Raw genomic sequence first — 16467 nt, 5'->3', positions numbered from 1 at the left:
CGCGGTCACGCCTTGCTCGTACGCAGCTCGTGGCCCTTGGTGGTGAGGCAGCGGCCGTTGGTGAGGTTCCACTGCCAACCGTGCAGGTTGCACGTGAGCGTAGTGCCTTCGACCACGCCGAACTTGGACAGGTCGGCTTTGAGATGCGGGCAGCGTCGCTGAATCTCCCAGCCGTCCAAGGTGATCGAGGCACTGTCGTCATGCGCTTCGGCGAACCAGCCGTCGGCGTAGGCGATCCGCTCGTCGGTGAGGCACTTGAAGAACGTGTACAGGTACTCGTTGTACCCACCCACCCGCCAGGCCGAGAACCGGGTGGACAGGAAGATGGTGTTGACCCAGTCCGGCTCGCGGTCACGCAGCACCGTGCGCACCAGTTCCGGGGCGATGGCGAATCCGTAGCGGAACTTCTCGTCGGGAACCGCTTCGCGCACCGCCCGTTTCGGGAAGTCGATGACGATCGTCTCATCATGGCCTGGGGAACGTAGCCGCAATTCGACGGGATAGCCGATACCGTCGCAGATCTGATCGGACTGCAACATGATCGGCTCGAACAGTTCGCGCAGCGGCTCCAGCAGCGACTCTCCGGCGGCCGGTGCCCAACCCGCCTTCTCGGCGGCCAGCACGGGAGCCATCCGGTCGGCGTAGTCGGCGATGTAATCGGCCTTGCCCGTGGTGAAGATGCTCTCGACATCGGCATCGGGCACGGGATGGGTCCACGAGGTCAACTGCGAGCCGGCGAAGTCGGCGGCCGATCCGGGAATCATCAGCAGCCCACCGTCGTGGCCATGGGCGCGCATCTGTTCCAGGAACACCATCTGGTCGGGGAAGATGTTGGCCGGGTCGCCGTGGTCGTCGTTGAGCTCACGCAGCTCCGGGTCCAGGAAACACGGAGGTCCCGCCGACGGGATGACCCAGGTGGCGCCGACCTGCGCGATGTATTGCCGGCACCGGTCCATCTGCCGCTGGCGCTTCTGGGTGCCGAATGCCGCTTTGGCACGGGCAGGCATGTCGTAGACCATCGGGTACCAGATGGCCCCCGAATACTGCAGCATGTGGACGTCGATCTGACCGAAGTCGGTGTGCAACACCTCCAGGTCGACCGGGCGGGCGTCGTTCATGTTGAACACCGTGGTCTCACCGTCGTCGACGACCAGCCCCGAGTCCCCGATGGGTCCGTCGGCAGGGGCGCGCAGCGCGATGATCATCACGTCCAGATCGCCTTTGGGGCCGCTGACCCGGTGCTTGACCGAGTCGGAGGTCTCGAAGAACCGGTGAAAGCCCAGCTTCTCCAGTTCGCGGCGCAGATCGGGCACCGGAAAGTCCGGCAGCAACACCACCGCGTCCTTGTTGACGTGCTCGCGCAGGTTCTGCGGGTCGAAATGATCCTTGTGCAGATGCGAGACGTAGAGGTAGTCCACATCGCCCAGCGCCGCCCAGTCCAGGCCGCTGTTGTCCGGGAACGGGAACCACGATGCGAAGTACGCCGGGTTCAGCCACGGATCACACAGGATGCTCCCGGCCTTGGTGTCGATTCGGAAGCCGGCGTGCCCGACACTGGTGACCTGCACAAATACCCCTCCTGCACCGGTGGCCGGTGCTGCTTGTCCGCGGTGCCAGTTTAGCCGGGGTCCAGCGGTGGGGACCGGTTCGTCCCTGTCTGTGTCCGTCATGGGCGGGCGCACTACGCTGGCCCTGTGGAACCGGTATACGGCACAGTCATCCAGCTTGCCCGGCTGGTCTGGCGGGTCCAGGGCCTGAAGTTCACCGTCACCGGGGTCGAGAACCTGCCGAGGACCGGCGGCGCGGTGATCGCGATCAACCACACCAGCTACTTCGACTTCACCTTCGCCGGTCTGCCCACCTATCAACAACACCTCGGGCGCAAAGTCCGGTTCATGGCGAAAAGGGAAGTCTTCGATCACAAGGTGACCGGCCCGATCATGCGCAGCCTGCGCCACATCGAGGTGGACCGCGACAACGGCGCCGCGTCGTTCGACGAAGCGTGTCGGATGCTGCGGGCGGGCGAGTTCGTCGGTGTCTACCCGGAGGCGACGATCAGTCGCAGCTTCGAGATCAAGGACTTCAAGTCCGGCGCCGCACGGATGGCGATCGCGGCCGAGGTGCCGATCGTGCCGCACGTCGTCTGGGGCGCCCAGCGGATCTGGACCAAGGGCCACCCGAAAAAGATGTGGCGTCCCAAGGTGCCCATTTCGATCGCGGTGGGAAAACCCATCGAGCCGACCCTGCCCGCCGCCGAACTGACACAGGTGTTGCATTCGCGGATGCAACACCTGCTTGAACAGGTGCAGGACGCTTACGGTCCACATCCGCCAGGGGAGTTCTGGGTTCCGCACCGTCTGGGCGGGGGAGCGCCGTCGCTGGCCGAGGCCAACCGGATGGACGCCGAGGAAGCGGCCGCCAAGGCCGCCCGACGGGGCGGGACGCCCGGGGTGGACACCGGGCCTGCCGGGGCGCCGGGGTAGGTCGGATGGAACCGGTCTTCCGGGCGCTGGAGATCACGGCTCACCTGGCGGTCAGGGCGACCGGGACCCGAATCACCTTTCGGGGTCTGGAAAACCTGCCCGCCGACGGCGGGGCCGTCATCGCGATCAACCACACCGGGTACCTGGACTGGCTTCCCGCTGCTCTGGCCGCCACCCACCGCGGGCGCCGGATGCGTTTCATGATCAAAGCGGAGATGCAGGAGGTTCGGGTCGTCGACTGGCTCATCCGGCACACGAAGACGATCCCGGTGGACCGGCACGCCGGGGCGGGTGCCTACGCCGCGGCGGTGGCGGCGTTGCGCCGCGGTGAGATCGTCGGGGTGTACCCGGAGGCGACCATCAGTCGCAGCTTCGAGCTCAAGGCGTTCAAGTCCGGCGCGGTGCGCATGGCGAAGGAGGCGCGGGTCCCGATCGTGCCGTTGGTCGTCTGGGGCGCTCACCGGCTGTGGACGAAGGACCACCCGAAGGCGCTGGGACGCAACAAGTTTCCGGTTGCAGTCGCGGTGGGGCCGGCGCTGGCGGCGGACGGCGAGATCGCCGAGATCGACACGGCGTTACGAGAGCGGATGACGCGGTTGCTGCACGACGCCCAGCGGGACTATCCCCGTCCCCCGGGCGCGTTCTGGGTGCCCCGTCGCCTGGGTGGCGGGGCACCGACACCGGCGGAAGCGATGAAGTTGGAGGAGGCCGAGATGGCAGAGCGGCAACGCAGACGGAACGGACACCGGTGAAGCCACTGCTGATCGCCACCGATGTGGACGGCACGCTGCTCGACGACGACGAGAACGTGAGCCCCCGCACGCGTTCGGTGGTGCGCGCGCTCGTCGACGGTGGAGCGCAGTTCGTGCTCGCGACCGGCCGTCCCCCACGCTGGGTGCGACCTGTCGTCGACCAGTTGGGTGTTGCGCCGATCGCGGTGTGCGCCAACGGCGCAGTGATCTACGATCCCGCCACCGACCGGATCGTCACGGCGCGCACGCTGTCCGCCGATGTGCTGGCCCGGCTGGCCGAGATCGCCACCCGCGTCATCCCGGGTGCCGGACTTGCCGTGGAGCGGGTCGGGCACAGCGCCCACGATGCGGCCACGCCGCAGTTCGTCAGTTCGCCCGGCTACGAACACGCCTGGTTGAACCCGGACAACACCGAGGTCTCGGTCGAAGATCTGTTGAGCGCGCCTGCGGTGAAGATGCTGATCCGCAAGGCCGGTGCGCGCAGCGCTGACATGGCTGCGGCGCTGGCACCGCACATCGGCGCCGAGGGGGACATCACCTACTCGACCAACAACGGGCTGATCGAGGTCATGCCACTCGGGGTCAGCAAGGCCACCGGTCTGGAGGAGGTGGCGCGCCCCTTGGGCGTCGAGGCCGCGGATGTGGTCACCTTCGGCGACATGCCCAACGACGTACCGATGCTGGGCTGGGCCGGGCTCGGGGTCGCGATGGGCAATGCGCACCCGGACGCGGTCGCCGCCGCCGACGAGGTGACCGCCACCAACGCCGAAGACGGTGTGGCGCGTGTGCTCGAACGCTGGTGGTTGTAGCGCACCGCGCGTGTCGTATGCACTGCTGGCATGATGTCGCGGGTGGGGGGTGGTTTGGGTCCCACGGCGGCGCCGATGGCCGCCGTGGACGACTTCCTCGCAGCGGCCCGCCGCGGCCCGGCCGGGATGCTGATCGAGGGTGAGGCGGGTATCGGCAAGACGACGCTGTGGGGCGGCGCGGTGGAACGTGCCGTCCGGACCGGGTTCGTGGTCCTGACCGCGCGTACCGGTCCACCGGAGTCCGGCTTGGCCCACGCGGCGGTGGCCGACCTGCTGTCCGCCGTCGATCCGGAGGTTCTCGCGGCGCTGCCCCAGATGCAGCGGCTCGCGGCCGACCGCGTCCTGCTGCGCGCTCCGGAGTCGGCCCGCCCGACCGATGAAAGAGCCATCGGCGCAGCGTTGTTGAGCGCCGTCGAGATGTCGGCTCGGCGGGGGCCGGTACTGATCGGGGTCGACGACGTGCACTGGCTGGATTCGTCGAGCCGCGCGGTGCTGGCCTTCGTGGCGCGCCGGCTGACCGGTCCGGTCGGTGTGGTGGTGACCGAGCGGACCGGCCCGGACGTCGACGAGCGTGCGACGTCCTGGTTGCAGGTCGGCCACAGCGGGCTGACTCGGGTGCAGGTGGGCCCGATGAGTCTGGGTGCGCTGCACGGGATGCTGACCGCCCGGCTCGGCCGACGGTTCTCCCGGCCGGCGATCGTGCGAATCGCCGAGGTGTCCGGCGGAAACCCTTTCTACGCATTGGAATTGGCGAGGGTGACGGATACTGCGCCGTTACGGCCCGGTGCCCGGCTGCCGTCGACCCTCACCGACTTGGTCCGATTGCGGGTGGAAGGTCTCGACGACGACGTCCGCTCCGTGCTGCTGGCCGCCGCGGCAGAGGCCGCACCCACTGTCGATCAGTTGGCCAGGGCCGTGGGCGGGGAGCTCGGGCAGGTCACTGTTCTGCTGGAGGCGGCCGAGGTCGAAGGCGTGGTCGCCATCGAGGGCAACCGGGTGCGCTTCACCCATCCGCTGCTGGCCAGTGGCATCTACGACAGCGCCCCGCCCGCCCAGCGCCGCGAGATGCATCGACGCTGGGCGGAGGTCGCCGCCGAACCTGAACTGCGCGCGCGGCACCTGGCCATGTCGGCGACGGTCGCCGACGACGCCACGCTGGCCACGCTGGACGCCGCGGCGGATTCGGCACGCGCGCGGGGGGCTCCCGCGGTCGCCGCCGAACTGGTGGAGCTGGCGATTCGGCTCGGTGGCGACTCGGTGTCCCGGCGGCTCCGTGCCGCCGAAAACCATTATGTCGCAGGTGATCTGGTCCGCGCTGCGGCATTGCTGGACGCCATGACCGGCGACCTGCGGCCCGGCGTGATGCGCGCCATCGCACTCAACATCTCGGCCGGTATCCGGATCTTCGACGACGACTACACCGCGGCGGTGGATCTGCTGGTACGCGCCCGTGTGGACGCGGCCGGCAATGACGCCGTACGGGTGCCCGCGCTGCTGTCGCTGGCTTTTGCCCAAGGCATGATCGGTGCGTTCGACGACCAGATCGCCTCGGTGCGTGAGGCTGTCGAGACCGCCGAACGCGCGGCCGTGCCCGCGTTGATCAGTCAGGCACTGGCCATGTCGGTGTATGTGAATTGGCAGGCCGGGCTCGGTGTCGACGAGGCCGCCCTGCAGCGGGCCGTGGAGTTGGAGGACGTCGACGGCGACGTTCCGATCCCGTTCCGCGCCAGCGCGACCCGTGGTATCACCCTGGCCGCCACCGGCCGGTTGGACGATGCCGACCGCCAGCTCACCGACGTCGCGCAGCGGTGTCTGCAGCGTGGCGCCGAACACGATCTGGTGTCGGTCACCGGATATCGCACGCTGGTGGCGATCTGGCGCGGTCGATTCGCCGACGCCGACCGACACGCCGAGGTGTTGCTGGAGCGGGCCAGGCAACTCGGGGGCTCGCTGGTCATCGCGACGAGCATCTGCGCGGCGGCGTCGGCCTATCTGGGGCGCGAGGTCCAGGCCCGGGAGTTCGCCGAGAACGCACTGGCCGCCGGCGGCGACCATGCACCGCTGACGGTGTGGGCACGGGCGACGTTGGTCTTTCTCGATGTCTCGCTCGGAAACCACCGGCGCGCGGCGGAGTCCGCAGAACCGCTGCTGGCTCTGTACCGCCCGTACCGCGGAACCGAGTTGATGAACAGCGCTTTCATGCCCGATGCGGTGGAGGCGTTGATTTCGTGCGGTCGAGCAGATGAGGCGGTCCCGCTGATCGACGCCCTGGAACGCAACGGGGTGGCGCTGGACCGACCGTGGATGCTCGCCGTCGGGAGCCGCTGCCGGGCAATGCTGTGGGCAGCGCACGGTGACCTGGAGGCAGCATTGCGGGCTGCGCGGCGGGCGATGGCTGAACACGATCGGCTGCCGATGCCGTTCGAGCGGGCCCGCACCGCGCTGACGCTGGGCGACGTGCACCATCGGCTGCGCCACCGGGACGTCGCCACCGAGACGGTCGAGGCGGCGCTGCGTCAGTTCGAGAGGTTCGGCACCCCGCTGTGGGTGGATCGGGCCCGACGGGACCTGGCTCGGATCAACGGTGACAACGGCTCGGGCGCTTCCGAACTCACCGATGCCGAGCGGCGGGTAGCCGAACTGGTCGCGTCCGGAATGAGCAACCGGGAAGCGGCCGACACCCTGTTCGTGAGCGTCAAGACGATCGAGACGAATCTGACGCGGGTGTACCGCAAACTGGGTATCCGGTCGAGAGCCCAGCTCGGTTCGCGGCTGGACCGCCGCCGCGAACGCTAGACGGGGTTGATCGGCGGGCTGAACCGCTCCAGCTGGACCGGAGAAGAATCCGCATCCGCGGGCGGCAGTTCGACGGGAACACCGTCGATCACCCGGGTGACGGTGCCCTTCTCCCGGTCGAAATTGAGGGTGCCGTGCTGGAAGTTCTGCACGATCCATTGCGGTTCGTTGATCTCGGCGCTGGTCGGCAATCCCAGCGCTCCGCGCTCGAATCCCAATGCGCCCCATGCCCGGTACAGCTCGCCGGTGATCGGCTCGGCGCCGCTTTCCGGTGACCAGTACATGGCCCCGCGCTCGAACGTCACATATCGTGCCGAACCCTCGCCGGCGGCCTCGGGCGAGGTGGGCTTGCCGAGGTAGCTGTTCATTCCGCCGAGTGACTCCCACTTGGTGAAGATCGCGCCACCGCGCAGCGACTCGGCGAGTTGCTCCGGGCCGGGCGGGTCGTTGAAGCGGGCCGCGATATCGCGGATCTGGCCCATCAGAGCGTATGCGGCGTTACCCGGACACTCGGTGTTGCCCACGTCGCGGTGGGTGAAGATGGTCGGCAGTGTCGTCGCCGCCCCGAACGGGAACTTGGTGAACGATCCGCCTTCCGACGGCAGCACCACGCTGCTGAGTGGGTCGACGCCTGCTTGACCGAGTACCCAGCCGAGCAGCCGCGCGGTGGTGCGTAGCTGAATGGGTGTTGGAGGGACGACGTCGAAGTTTCCGAGCATCGCCACCCCCCAGGTGTTGTGGTTGAAACCACCGGTATGGGCGCCCTCGACGGGCCGGGTCATCCCGCCGGCCCGGCCTTCGAACACCTGGCCGTACTTGTCCACCATCGCGTTGTAGGCAATGTCGCACCAGCCCAGCGTTCTGGTGTGGTACTCGTAGATGGATCTGACGATGCCCGCGGAGTCTGCCGGGGTGTAGTCGTTACTGCCCGCCGTGTGGTGCACCACTCCGGCGCGGATCCGGGTGTCGTAGCGCGGTTCGCCACAGCGCATACCCTCGTCGGCGCCCCACTCCGCCCGGTTGATGATGCGCGGTGGCTGGCCGGCGGGGGTGGCGGCGTTGGGCAGCGGTACCAGATCCGGTGGTGCCTCCGGTGGACTGATCAGCACGGCCGTGATGTTCTGTCCGAAGGGTTGTTCGACGTTCACGGGGACATATCCGAGCGCGGGGCGATCGGGTTGGGCTGCGGGCGCGGCGGTTGCGCCGGCAGGTGCGTCCGGTGGCCGGGTCACCGCGATCTGCACGGTGTTGGTCCGCCCGACGAAGACCGGTTCGGTGCCCCGGGGGCCCGGCAGGTCCGCGCCGACTCCACCGAGCTGTTCGGCCTCGTACCAGGGGCCCCAGGAACCGTCGTTCTTCTTGGCCCGCACCCGCGCCGCGGCCCCGCCGAAGTCTTCGGCGGTCAGCGCCACCATCGAGAACGGGGTGTCCTGGTGTAGCTCGCGGATGGTCTCACCGCCACCGAGATCGGTCAGCGGTTGCTGGGCGACCTGTGGTGCGGACGGCGGTGGGGACGGGTCGCTGTCGGGAACACCGGAGACCGCCCAGGGCAACAACACCACTGTCGCCGCGAGCGCGGTGAACAGTATCGACGGTGCGGGACGGCGATACAGCACGGACTGATGTTACGTATGCGGCGAATGATGCTTGTGTTGCGACACGCAGTGGTTCGGCACGCGCAACGGCACCGCAGAGCGCGGGGCGCTTCTGCGGTGCCGTTCCGTGGCGGGACTGGGGTGCGGGTCAGGCTCCCGGCTCGATCGCCGCTTCGGCGGCGCCGAGTGCGGCTTCAGCCGGGGCGACTGCGGCTTCGGCAGCCACCGGAGCGGCCGCGGCCGGCGGCTTGACCGCAGACATGATGGCCGGCATCAGGACCCCCTTGAGCAGGTCGATGGCCTCGCCGGCGCCCAGCGAGTTCGCCGCACTGGTGAGATCGCCGAGCAGGCCGCCGCTGGAGGACGCGACCGGCTGGGTCATGGCCAGCGACGGGTCGCCGAGGATCGGATAGGTCCCGAGGGCGGGATCGAGTCCGATCGGCGCCGAGATCGGCACCTCGCCCACCGCCGGCAGACCCGCGGTGGAGATCGGTGCCACCCCGAGTGCGGGATCGGTCAACGCGGGCGGGGTGGACAGGCCAGGTGTGGTCAGACCGGAGGCTCCCAGCGCCGGATCGGTCAGCGAGGGCAGCGAGGGTGTGGTCAGGCCGGGGGAGGCCAGGGCCGGATCGGTCAACGACGGTGTGGTCAGGCCGGGCGAGGCCAGGGCCGGATCGGTCAGGCTGGGTGCCACTCCGGTCGGACTGGTCAGACCGGGGCTGGTCAGCGCCGGATTTGCCAGGCCGGGATCGGTCAGCGACGGCACGGTCAGCCCGGGCGTCGCCAGACCCGGTGAAGCCAGGCTCGGCACTCCGAGCCCCGGTGACAGCACGGTGGGGGTCGCGGCCCCGGTGCCGGTGAGCAGCCCGGTCGGCAGCGGGGGCAGGTTGATGCCGAACTGGGAAAGACCCTGCGAGAGGGCGGACATCAACTCACCGGGAAGGTCGGTGATCAACGCGGCCTGGACGAATTCGCGATGTTCGGGCCCGCCATCGGGGGCGGTGTTCGCGGACAACTCTGAAACGGCAAGAACTGCAACTGGACTCGCGACTGCCAGAGCCGCGACTGTGCTCAAGGCTGTCGAGAGCCTGCGTCGGCGTCGGTTCGGCACGGAAAGTCTCCTCAATACATGGATTAGTACTGACGTACGTGACTGATGGTACTGACGTGACAGCTGTGTCTAGAGTGACGAGACAGAATCGTGAGCGAATTGCGACCTGCGTCGCTGCGCCACCTCCGGTGAGCCCGGGGCGGTCGGATACCCTTGCTGCCGATGAACTCCCCTGATCCCCGGGTCGCAACGGACCCGCAGGCCGACGGATTCGACCTGTTCGTCGTCGGCTCCGGGTTCTTCGGCCTCACCATCGCCGAGCGGGCGGCCACCCAGCTGGGCAAGCGTGTGCTCGTGGTGGAACGCCGTGCGCACATCGGCGGCAACGCGTACTCCGAGGCCGAACCACAGACCGGTATCGAGATCCACAAGTACGGTGCACACCTTTTCCACACCAGCAACAAGCGGGTCTGGGACTACGTCCGGCAATTCACCGAGTTCACCGGTTACCAACACCGGGTCTTCGCGCTGCACAACGGCCAGGCCTACCAGTTCCCGATGGGCCTGGGCCTGGTCAGCCAGTTCTTCGGGCGCTATTTCACCCCCGACGAAGCCCGCGCTCTCATCAAGGAGCAGTCAAGCGAAATCTCGGCGATCGAGGCCGCGAACTTCGAAGAGAAGGCCATCTCACTGATCGGCCGCCCGCTCTACGAGGCGTTCGTCAAGCACTACACCGCCAAACAGTGGCAGACCGATCCCACCCAGCTGCCGGCGAGCAACATCACCCGCCTGCCGGTGCGGTACACCTTCGACAACCGCTACTTCAACGACACCTACGAAGGGCTGCCGGTCGACGGATACACCCGGTGGTTGGAGAACATGGCCGCCGACGACCGCATCGAGGTGCGGCTGGACACCGACTGGTTCGACGTCGGTGCGCAGCTGCGCGCGGCCAACCCGGCCGCACCGGTGGTCTACACCGGCCCGCTGGACCGCTACTTCGACTACGCCGAAGGCCGGCTGGGCTGGCGCACGCTGGACTTCGAGCTCGAAGTCCTGCCGACCGGCGACTTCCAGGGCACGCCCGTGATGAACTACAACGACGCCGACGTGCCGTACACCCGGATTCACGAATTCCGGCACTTTCACCCCGAACGGGCCTACCCGACGGACAAGACGGTGATCATGCGCGAATACTCGCGGTTCGCCGAGAACGACGACGAGCCCTACTATCCGATCAACACCGATGCCGACCGCACGGTGCTCGCCGCCTACCGGGAGCGGGCCAGGGCGGAGACGGCGTCATCGAAGGTGCTGTTCGGTGGCCGGCTCGGCACCTATCAGTATCTGGACATGCACATGGCGATCGCCAGCGCGCTGAACATGTACGACAACACCCTCGCGCCGCATCTCCGCGACGGTGCGCCGCTGGCCGAGCCCGACACAGAAAGCAACACCCGATGAAAAGAGACACCGTTGAGTGACATCCCGTCCGGCGCCCTGGAGGCCGGGCCGTCACGGGCGGTGAGCCCCCTGGCCCGCATCATCCTGCCCCGACCCGGGGAGCCGCTCGACGTCCGCAAGCTCTATATAGAGGAATCGAGCACCAACTCCCGCCGTGCGCACGCTCCGTCGCGCACCACGCTGGAGATCGGTGCGGAGTCCGAGGTGTCCTTCGCCACCTACTTCAACGCGTTCCCGGCCAGCTACTGGCGGCGCTGGTCGATCCTGGAGTCGGTGGTCCTGCGGGTCGAGCTCACCGGTAGCGCGCGGGTCGACGTCTACCGCTCCAAGGCCACCGGCGCCCGGATCACCGTCGGCGGCGCCCCGGTGGCCGGTGGCGAGGACGGCACACCGGCGATCGCCGAGTTCGAGATCGACCTGTCCCCGTTCGAGGACGGTGGCTGGATCTGGTTCGACATCACCACCGACGCGACGTCGACTCTGCACCACGCGGGCTGGTACGCGCCGATCCCGGCGCCCGGCCGGGCCAATGTCGCGGTCGGAATCCCGACCTTCAACCGGCCCGCCGACTGCGTCAACGCGCTGACCGCGCTGACCTCGGATCCGCTCGTCGACGAGGTCATCAGCGCGGTGATCGTGTCCGACCAGGGCACCAGCAAGGCCAGGGACCATCCGGGCTTCACCGCGGCGGCCGCCGCGCTGGGCAATCGGCTCTCGGTGCACAACCAGCCCAACCTCGGCGGTTCGGGCGGCTACAGCCGGGTGATGTACGAGGCGCTCAAGAACACCGACTGCGAACAGATCCTGTTCATGGACGACGACATCCGAGTCGAGCCCGACTCGATTCTGCGCGCGTTGGCGATGAACCGGTTCGCCAAGGTTCCCACGCTCGTCGGTGGGCAGATGCTCAACCTGCAGGAGCCCAGCCATCTGCACGTCATGGGCGAGATGGTGGACCGCGGGAACTTCATGTGGACCAACGCCGTCAACACCGAGTACGACCACAACTTCGCCCGGTATCCGCTCAACGACGAGGACGAGTTCCGCAGCAGGCTGCTGCACCGCCGCATCGACGTCGACTACAACGGCTGGTGGATGTGCATGATCCCGCGGCAGGTCGCCGAGGAGCTCGGCCAGCCGCTGCCGCTGTTCATCAAGTGGGACGACGCCGACTACGGATTACGCGCCGGCGAGCACGGCTATCCGACCGTCACACTGCCCGGCGCGGCGATCTGGCACATGGCGTGGAGCGACAAGGACGACGCGATCGACTGGCAGGCCTACTTCCACCTGCGCAACCGCTTGGTGGTCGCGGCGCTGCACTGGGACGGCGACGTCCGCGGCCTGCTCAAGAGCCATCTCAAGGCTACGCTCAAGCATCTTCTCTGCCTTGAATATTCGACCGTCGCGATCCAGAACAAGGCGATGGACGACTTCCTGGCCGGGCCGGAGCACCTGTTCTCGATACTGGAGTCGGCGCTTCCCGAGGTGCGCAGAATGCGCCAGGATTTCCCGGACGCGGTGGTGTTGCCCAGTGCGACCACGCTGCCGGCACCGTCGGACATGAAATGGCGCAAGAAGGTGGAGATCCCGACCAACACGGTCGCGATCGCGCTGCGCCTCAGCCGCGGCGTCGCCCACCAGCTCACCCGGCACGATCCCGAGCACCATCGCCGGCCCCAGGTCAACGTCGCGACGCAGGACGCCCGCTGGTTCTCGCTGTGCCGGGTCGACGGCGTCACCGTGACCACCGCCGACGGACGCGGGGTGGTCTACCGGCAGCGTGACCGCGACAAGATGTTCGAGCTGCTGCGCGAGTCGCTGAAACGGCAAGCCGTGCTGGCCCGGAAATTCAACCGCATGCGCAAGATCTACCGCGCCGCTCTGCCGATGCTGACCAGCACGCAGAAATGGGAGTCGGTCCTGCTCGATGAGCCGGGTGATGGCTGACGCGCCGCGCGGCGAGGACGCCGTGCTGGTGGCCGTCCAGCATGCACTGGCGCAGCGCCCCGGAGTGCTGCCCGCGGCGCGCGGCCTCTCGCATTTCGGCGAGCACAGCCTCGGCTGGCTCGCAGCCGCCGGGGTCGGGGCGCTGCTGGATTCCCGTCGGCGCCGCGAGTACGTGGCGGCGGGTGTCGGTGCCTTCGCCGCCCACGCCGCCGCCGTCGTCATCAAGCGGGTGGTACGCCGACAACGGCCCCATCATCGGGCCATCGCGGTCAATGTGGGCACCCCGAGCCGGCTGAGTTTCCCGTCCGCGCATGCGACATCGACCACGGCTGCGGCCGTCCTGCTGGCGCGGCCCACCGGTCTGCCGCTGCCGCTGCTGCTGGTTCCGCCGATGGCGTTGTCGCGTCTGGTTCTGGGCGTGCACTATCCCAGTGACGTCCTCGCCGGCGTGGCGGTCGGGGCGGTCGTCGGGAAAACCGTCGCCGCGCTGGAGGCCGGGATCGGCGACCGGGACAGGAGGGCACCGCGATGAGCACGTCCGAGGTGGGACAGCAGACAGGTTCGGCCGCGGGTCCGCCGCGGAACTTCGCCGCGGGTGTGGTCAAGGCGCTGCGCCCCCGTCAGTGGGTGAAGAACGTCCTGGTGTTCGCGGCACCGGTGGCCGCGCTGGCCGATGCCAGCTTCGTCGCGCGTCTGCGCGAAGACTACGTGTCGCTGCTGGTGCACGTGGTGCTGGCCTTCGTGGTGTTCAGCCTGGCCGCGTCGTCGGTGTACCTGGTCAACGACGCCCGCGATGTCGAAGCCGACCGCGCCCACCCCACCAAGCGGTTCCGTCCCATCGCCGCCGGGGTGGTGCCCCAGACCTTCGCCTATGTGCTGGCCACGGTTCTCGGCGCGGTGTCGTTGGCGGTTTCGTGGCTGGTCACCCCGAATCTCGCGCTGGTCATGGCGGTCTACATCACCGTGCAGCTGGCCTACTGCTTCGGCCTCAAACATCAGCCGGTCATCGACATCTGCATCGTTTCGTCGGGCTTCCTGATCCGGGCCATCGCCGGTGGCGTGGCCGCGGATGTGCCGCTGTCGCAGTGGTTCCTGTTGACGATGGCGTTCGGGTCGCTGTTCATGGCCGCCGGTAAGCGCTATGCCGAACTGCAGTTGGCCGAGCGGACCGGCGCCAAGATCCGCAAATCGCTGGAGAGCTACACCAGCTCGTATCTGCGTTTCGTCTGGACGCTGTCGGCCACCGCGCTCGTCCTGTGTTACGGGCTGTGGGCGTTCGAACGCGACGCGACGGGCGGCACCTCCTGGTTCGTGGTCTCGATGATTCCGTTCACGGTCGCCATCCTGCGCTACGCCGTCGACGTCGACGGCGGCCTGGCCGGTGAGCCCGAGGAGATCGCATTGAAGGACCGGGTGCTCCAGCTGCTGGCGCTGGCGTGGATGGGAACCGTCGGTGCCGCAGTCATCCTCAGCTGACCGGTCATCCGGTCGGGGTGCGGGCCGTCGCACGGCCGGCTGGCCGGCCTTCCCGTATGACGCCTCGGCGCGCCTGAGCCTGTGGTTCGGGGTCACCTTGGTGGCCGTGCTCTTCGGTTGGGGTGCCTGGCAGCGCCGGTGGATCGCCGACGACGGCTTGATCGTGCTGCGCACCGTGCGCAACCTGTTGGCGGGCAACGGGCCGGTCTTCAACGCCGGTGAGCGGGTGGAGGCGAACACGTCCACGGTGTGGTCGTACCTGACCTATCTGGGCGGAGTCGTCGCCGGTCCCGCACGGCTGGAGTACGTGGCCCTGACCTTGGCCCTGGCGCTCAGTGTGCTCGGTGTCGTCCTGGTGATGCTCGGTACCGCACGGCTGTACGCGCCTACCCTCACAGGGCGCCGGGCGGTGCTGCTGCCGACCGGCGCGTTGGTCTACATCGCGGTGCCCCCGGCGCGGGACTTCGCCACCTCCGGGCTCGAAAACGGTTTGGTGCTGGCCTATCTCGGCCTGCTGTGGTGGATGATGGTGGCGTGGTCGCAACGCCGCAACGCGACGTCACGCGGCTTTGACCTGACACTGGCCTTCGTCGCCGGGCTGTCGGTGCTGGTGCGCCCCGAGCTGGCCCTGATCGGTGGCCTGGCGCTGGTGATGATGCTGTTCGCGGCGAAGACCTGGCGCGCGCGGGCGTTGATCGTCGTCGCGGGCGGGCTGCTTCCGATCGCGTACCAGATCTTCCGGATGGGCTATTACGGGCTTCTGGTGCCCGGCACCGCGCTGGCCAAGGATGCCTCGGGGGCCAAGTGGCAGCAAGGGTTCATCTATCTGGCGAACTTCAATCAGCCCTATCTGCTGTGGGCGCCCGCAGTGTTGCTGATCGGGTTGGCGGTCATGGTGATGCTGCTGCGCGGCCGGCCGGCGCGAGTCGAGCGCCGCGCGGTCGCGGATCCGGCCCGGTTGCGACGGTTGATCCAAAGCCCTTCTGCAGTAGTGCTTTTCATGCTTGTCAGCGGCGTTCTGCAGGCGGTGTACTGGGTCCGGCAGGGTGGTGACTTCATGCATGGCCGGGTGCTGCTGACGCCGTTGTTCTGTCTGCTGGCACCGGTCTCGGTGATCCCGTTGATGCTGCCCGACGCGCGCCGGATGGCCCGTGGCGCAGGGTATCTGTACGCCGGCGCCACCAGCCTGCTGTGGCTGGCGGTGGCGGGTTGGGCGTTATGGGCAGCCAATTCGCCGGGTATGGGCGCCGATGCCACGCGTGTGACGTACACCGGAATCGTCGACGAGCGGCGCTTCTATGCCCAGGCGACCGGGCACGCCCACCCGCTGACCGCGGCCGACTACCTCGACTATCCGAGGATGCGCGCGGTGCTCACCGCGATCGAGAACACCCCCGACGGGGCGCTGCTGTTGCCGTCGGGCAACTACGACATGTGGGATGTGGTGCCGGCCTACCCGCCGCCACCGGACGCACCGCCGGACTACCGCGGGCCCCATACGGTGTTTTTCACCAACCTCGGGATGTTGGGCATGAACGTCGGTCTCGACGTCCGGGTGATCGACCAGATCGGGTTGGCCAACCCGTTGGCGGCGCACACCGCCCGGCTGGAGGACGGCCGGATCGGCCACGACAAGAATCTCTTCCCGGACTGGGCGGTGGCTGAAGGGCCGTTCCTCAAGGAGCCGCCCTACATCCCGACCTATCTGGACGAGGACTGGATCCGGCAGGCGGGGGCGGCGCTGAGGTGTCCCGCGACCGAGCGGGTGCTCGAGGCGATCCGGGCACCGATGGGGCCGCGGCGCTTCCTGTCGAATCTCCGGCACGCGGCGGAGTTCACCCGCTACCGCATGGACCGGGTGCCGCTCTACGAGCTGCACCGGTGCGGTTTGCCGGTGCCCGAGCCGGTCAAGCCGGCCTACACCGGGCTGCCCCCGACCGGGCCGTGACAGTCAGCCGATTTGTCGGACGGAAGGGTTTTCTGCTTACGTAACGCTGCAGCCATGTCGGTCAGATAAGGCATGTGACGGGGTCCCGCGCGGGCCCCACACGTCCGCAGCGCCCGCGCTCGCGGAAAGAGAGATCACCACAA

Annotated in this window: 12 protein-coding genes; 9 read left to right on the top strand and 3 right to left on the bottom strand. The window is 68.3% G+C overall.

All coding sequences use genetic code 11. The features are described from left to right. Positions 1 to 5 precede the first annotated feature (5 nt). Positions 6 to 1568 carry a Rieske 2Fe-2S domain-containing protein gene (locus ACNUDN_RS26215; protein ID WP_419124607.1) on the bottom strand — a complete coding sequence of 521 codons (1563 nt, stop codon included), beginning with the start codon at positions 1566 to 1568 and terminating at the stop codon, positions 6 to 8. A 126-nt stretch (positions 1569 to 1694) separates the two neighbouring features. Here ACNUDN_RS26215 and ACNUDN_RS26210 point away from each other — a divergent pair, with 126 nt between their 5' ends. The 4 genes from ACNUDN_RS26210 to ACNUDN_RS26195 all read left to right on the top strand — a co-directional run bounded on the left by ACNUDN_RS26210 (position 1695) and on the right by ACNUDN_RS26195 (position 6840). After that, positions 1695 to 2483, top strand: coding sequence for a lysophospholipid acyltransferase family protein (locus tag ACNUDN_RS26210; RefSeq protein ID WP_419124606.1), 789 nt, complete (start codon positions 1695 to 1697; stop codon positions 2481 to 2483). A gap of 5 nt (positions 2484 to 2488) precedes the next feature. Continuing rightward, the gene (locus tag ACNUDN_RS26205; RefSeq protein WP_419124605.1) at positions 2489 to 3235 is read left to right on the top strand and encodes a lysophospholipid acyltransferase family protein; all 747 of its coding nucleotides are present in this window, start codon (positions 2489 to 2491) and stop codon (positions 3233 to 3235) included. After that, a complete protein-coding gene (locus tag ACNUDN_RS26200; protein ID WP_419124604.1) occupies positions 3232 to 4044 on the top strand; it encodes an HAD family hydrolase in 813 nt (270 codons plus the stop codon). Before ACNUDN_RS26205 ends, ACNUDN_RS26200 begins: the two co-directional genes overlap by 4 nt. 75 nt (positions 4045 to 4119) lie before the next feature. Next, entirely contained in the window at positions 4120 to 6840 is a 2721-nt protein-coding gene (locus ACNUDN_RS26195; protein WP_498450169.1) for a helix-turn-helix transcriptional regulator, read from the top strand. Here ACNUDN_RS26195 and ACNUDN_RS26190 read toward each other — a convergent pair. Both ACNUDN_RS26190 and ACNUDN_RS26185 read right to left on the bottom strand, forming a co-directional pair. Next, positions 6837 to 8456: an N-acetylmuramoyl-L-alanine amidase gene (locus ACNUDN_RS26190; RefSeq protein ID WP_419124603.1), complete on the bottom strand. Its 1620-nt coding sequence runs from the start codon at positions 8454 to 8456 to the stop codon at positions 6837 to 6839. The two genes, ACNUDN_RS26195 and ACNUDN_RS26190, sit on opposite strands and share 4 nt — an antisense overlap. 127 nt (positions 8457 to 8583) lie before the next feature. Beyond that, positions 8584 to 9546 carry a hypothetical protein gene (locus ACNUDN_RS26185; protein ID WP_419124602.1) on the bottom strand — a complete coding sequence of 321 codons (963 nt, stop codon included), beginning with the start codon at positions 9544 to 9546 and terminating at the stop codon, positions 8584 to 8586. A 162-nt stretch (positions 9547 to 9708) separates the two neighbouring features. On the opposite strand from ACNUDN_RS26185, the gene glf reads away from it, so the two are divergent. Genes glf through aftB form a run of 5 tightly spaced genes read left to right on the top strand, consistent with a single transcriptional unit; the run spans position 9709 to position 16324 of the window. Then, positions 9709 to 10950 carry a UDP-galactopyranose mutase gene (gene glf / locus ACNUDN_RS26180; protein ID WP_419124601.1) on the top strand — a complete coding sequence of 414 codons (1242 nt, stop codon included), beginning with the start codon at positions 9709 to 9711 and terminating at the stop codon, positions 10948 to 10950. Positions 10951 to 10962: 12 nt separating this feature from the next. Beyond that, a complete protein-coding gene (locus ACNUDN_RS26175; RefSeq protein ID WP_419124600.1) occupies positions 10963 to 12900 on the top strand; it encodes a glycosyltransferase in 1938 nt (645 codons plus the stop codon). Next, positions 12893 to 13432: a phosphatase PAP2 family protein gene (locus ACNUDN_RS26170; protein ID WP_419124599.1), complete on the top strand. Its 540-nt coding sequence runs from the start codon at positions 12893 to 12895 to the stop codon at positions 13430 to 13432. Before ACNUDN_RS26175 ends, ACNUDN_RS26170 begins: the two co-directional genes overlap by 8 nt. Further along, the gene (locus ACNUDN_RS26165) at positions 13429 to 14376 is read left to right on the top strand and encodes a decaprenyl-phosphate phosphoribosyltransferase (RefSeq protein ID WP_419124598.1); all 948 of its coding nucleotides are present in this window, start codon (positions 13429 to 13431) and stop codon (positions 14374 to 14376) included. Before ACNUDN_RS26170 ends, ACNUDN_RS26165 begins: the two co-directional genes overlap by 4 nt. Further along, positions 14354 to 16324, top strand: a complete 1971-nt coding sequence (aftB, locus tag ACNUDN_RS26160) for a terminal beta-(1->2)-arabinofuranosyltransferase (protein WP_419124597.1) — start codon at positions 14354 to 14356, stop codon at positions 16322 to 16324. The genes ACNUDN_RS26165 and aftB overlap by 23 nt, the downstream gene beginning before the upstream one ends. The last annotated feature ends 143 nt before the right edge of the window (positions 16325 to 16467 follow it).

Source organism: Mycobacterium sp. smrl_JER01 (assembly GCF_048513595.2).
GTDB lineage: Bacteria > Actinomycetota > Actinomycetes > Mycobacteriales > Mycobacteriaceae > Mycobacterium.
The sequence above is the reverse complement of the archived record's forward strand: the minus strand, read 5'-3'. Positions and strand labels throughout refer to the sequence as shown.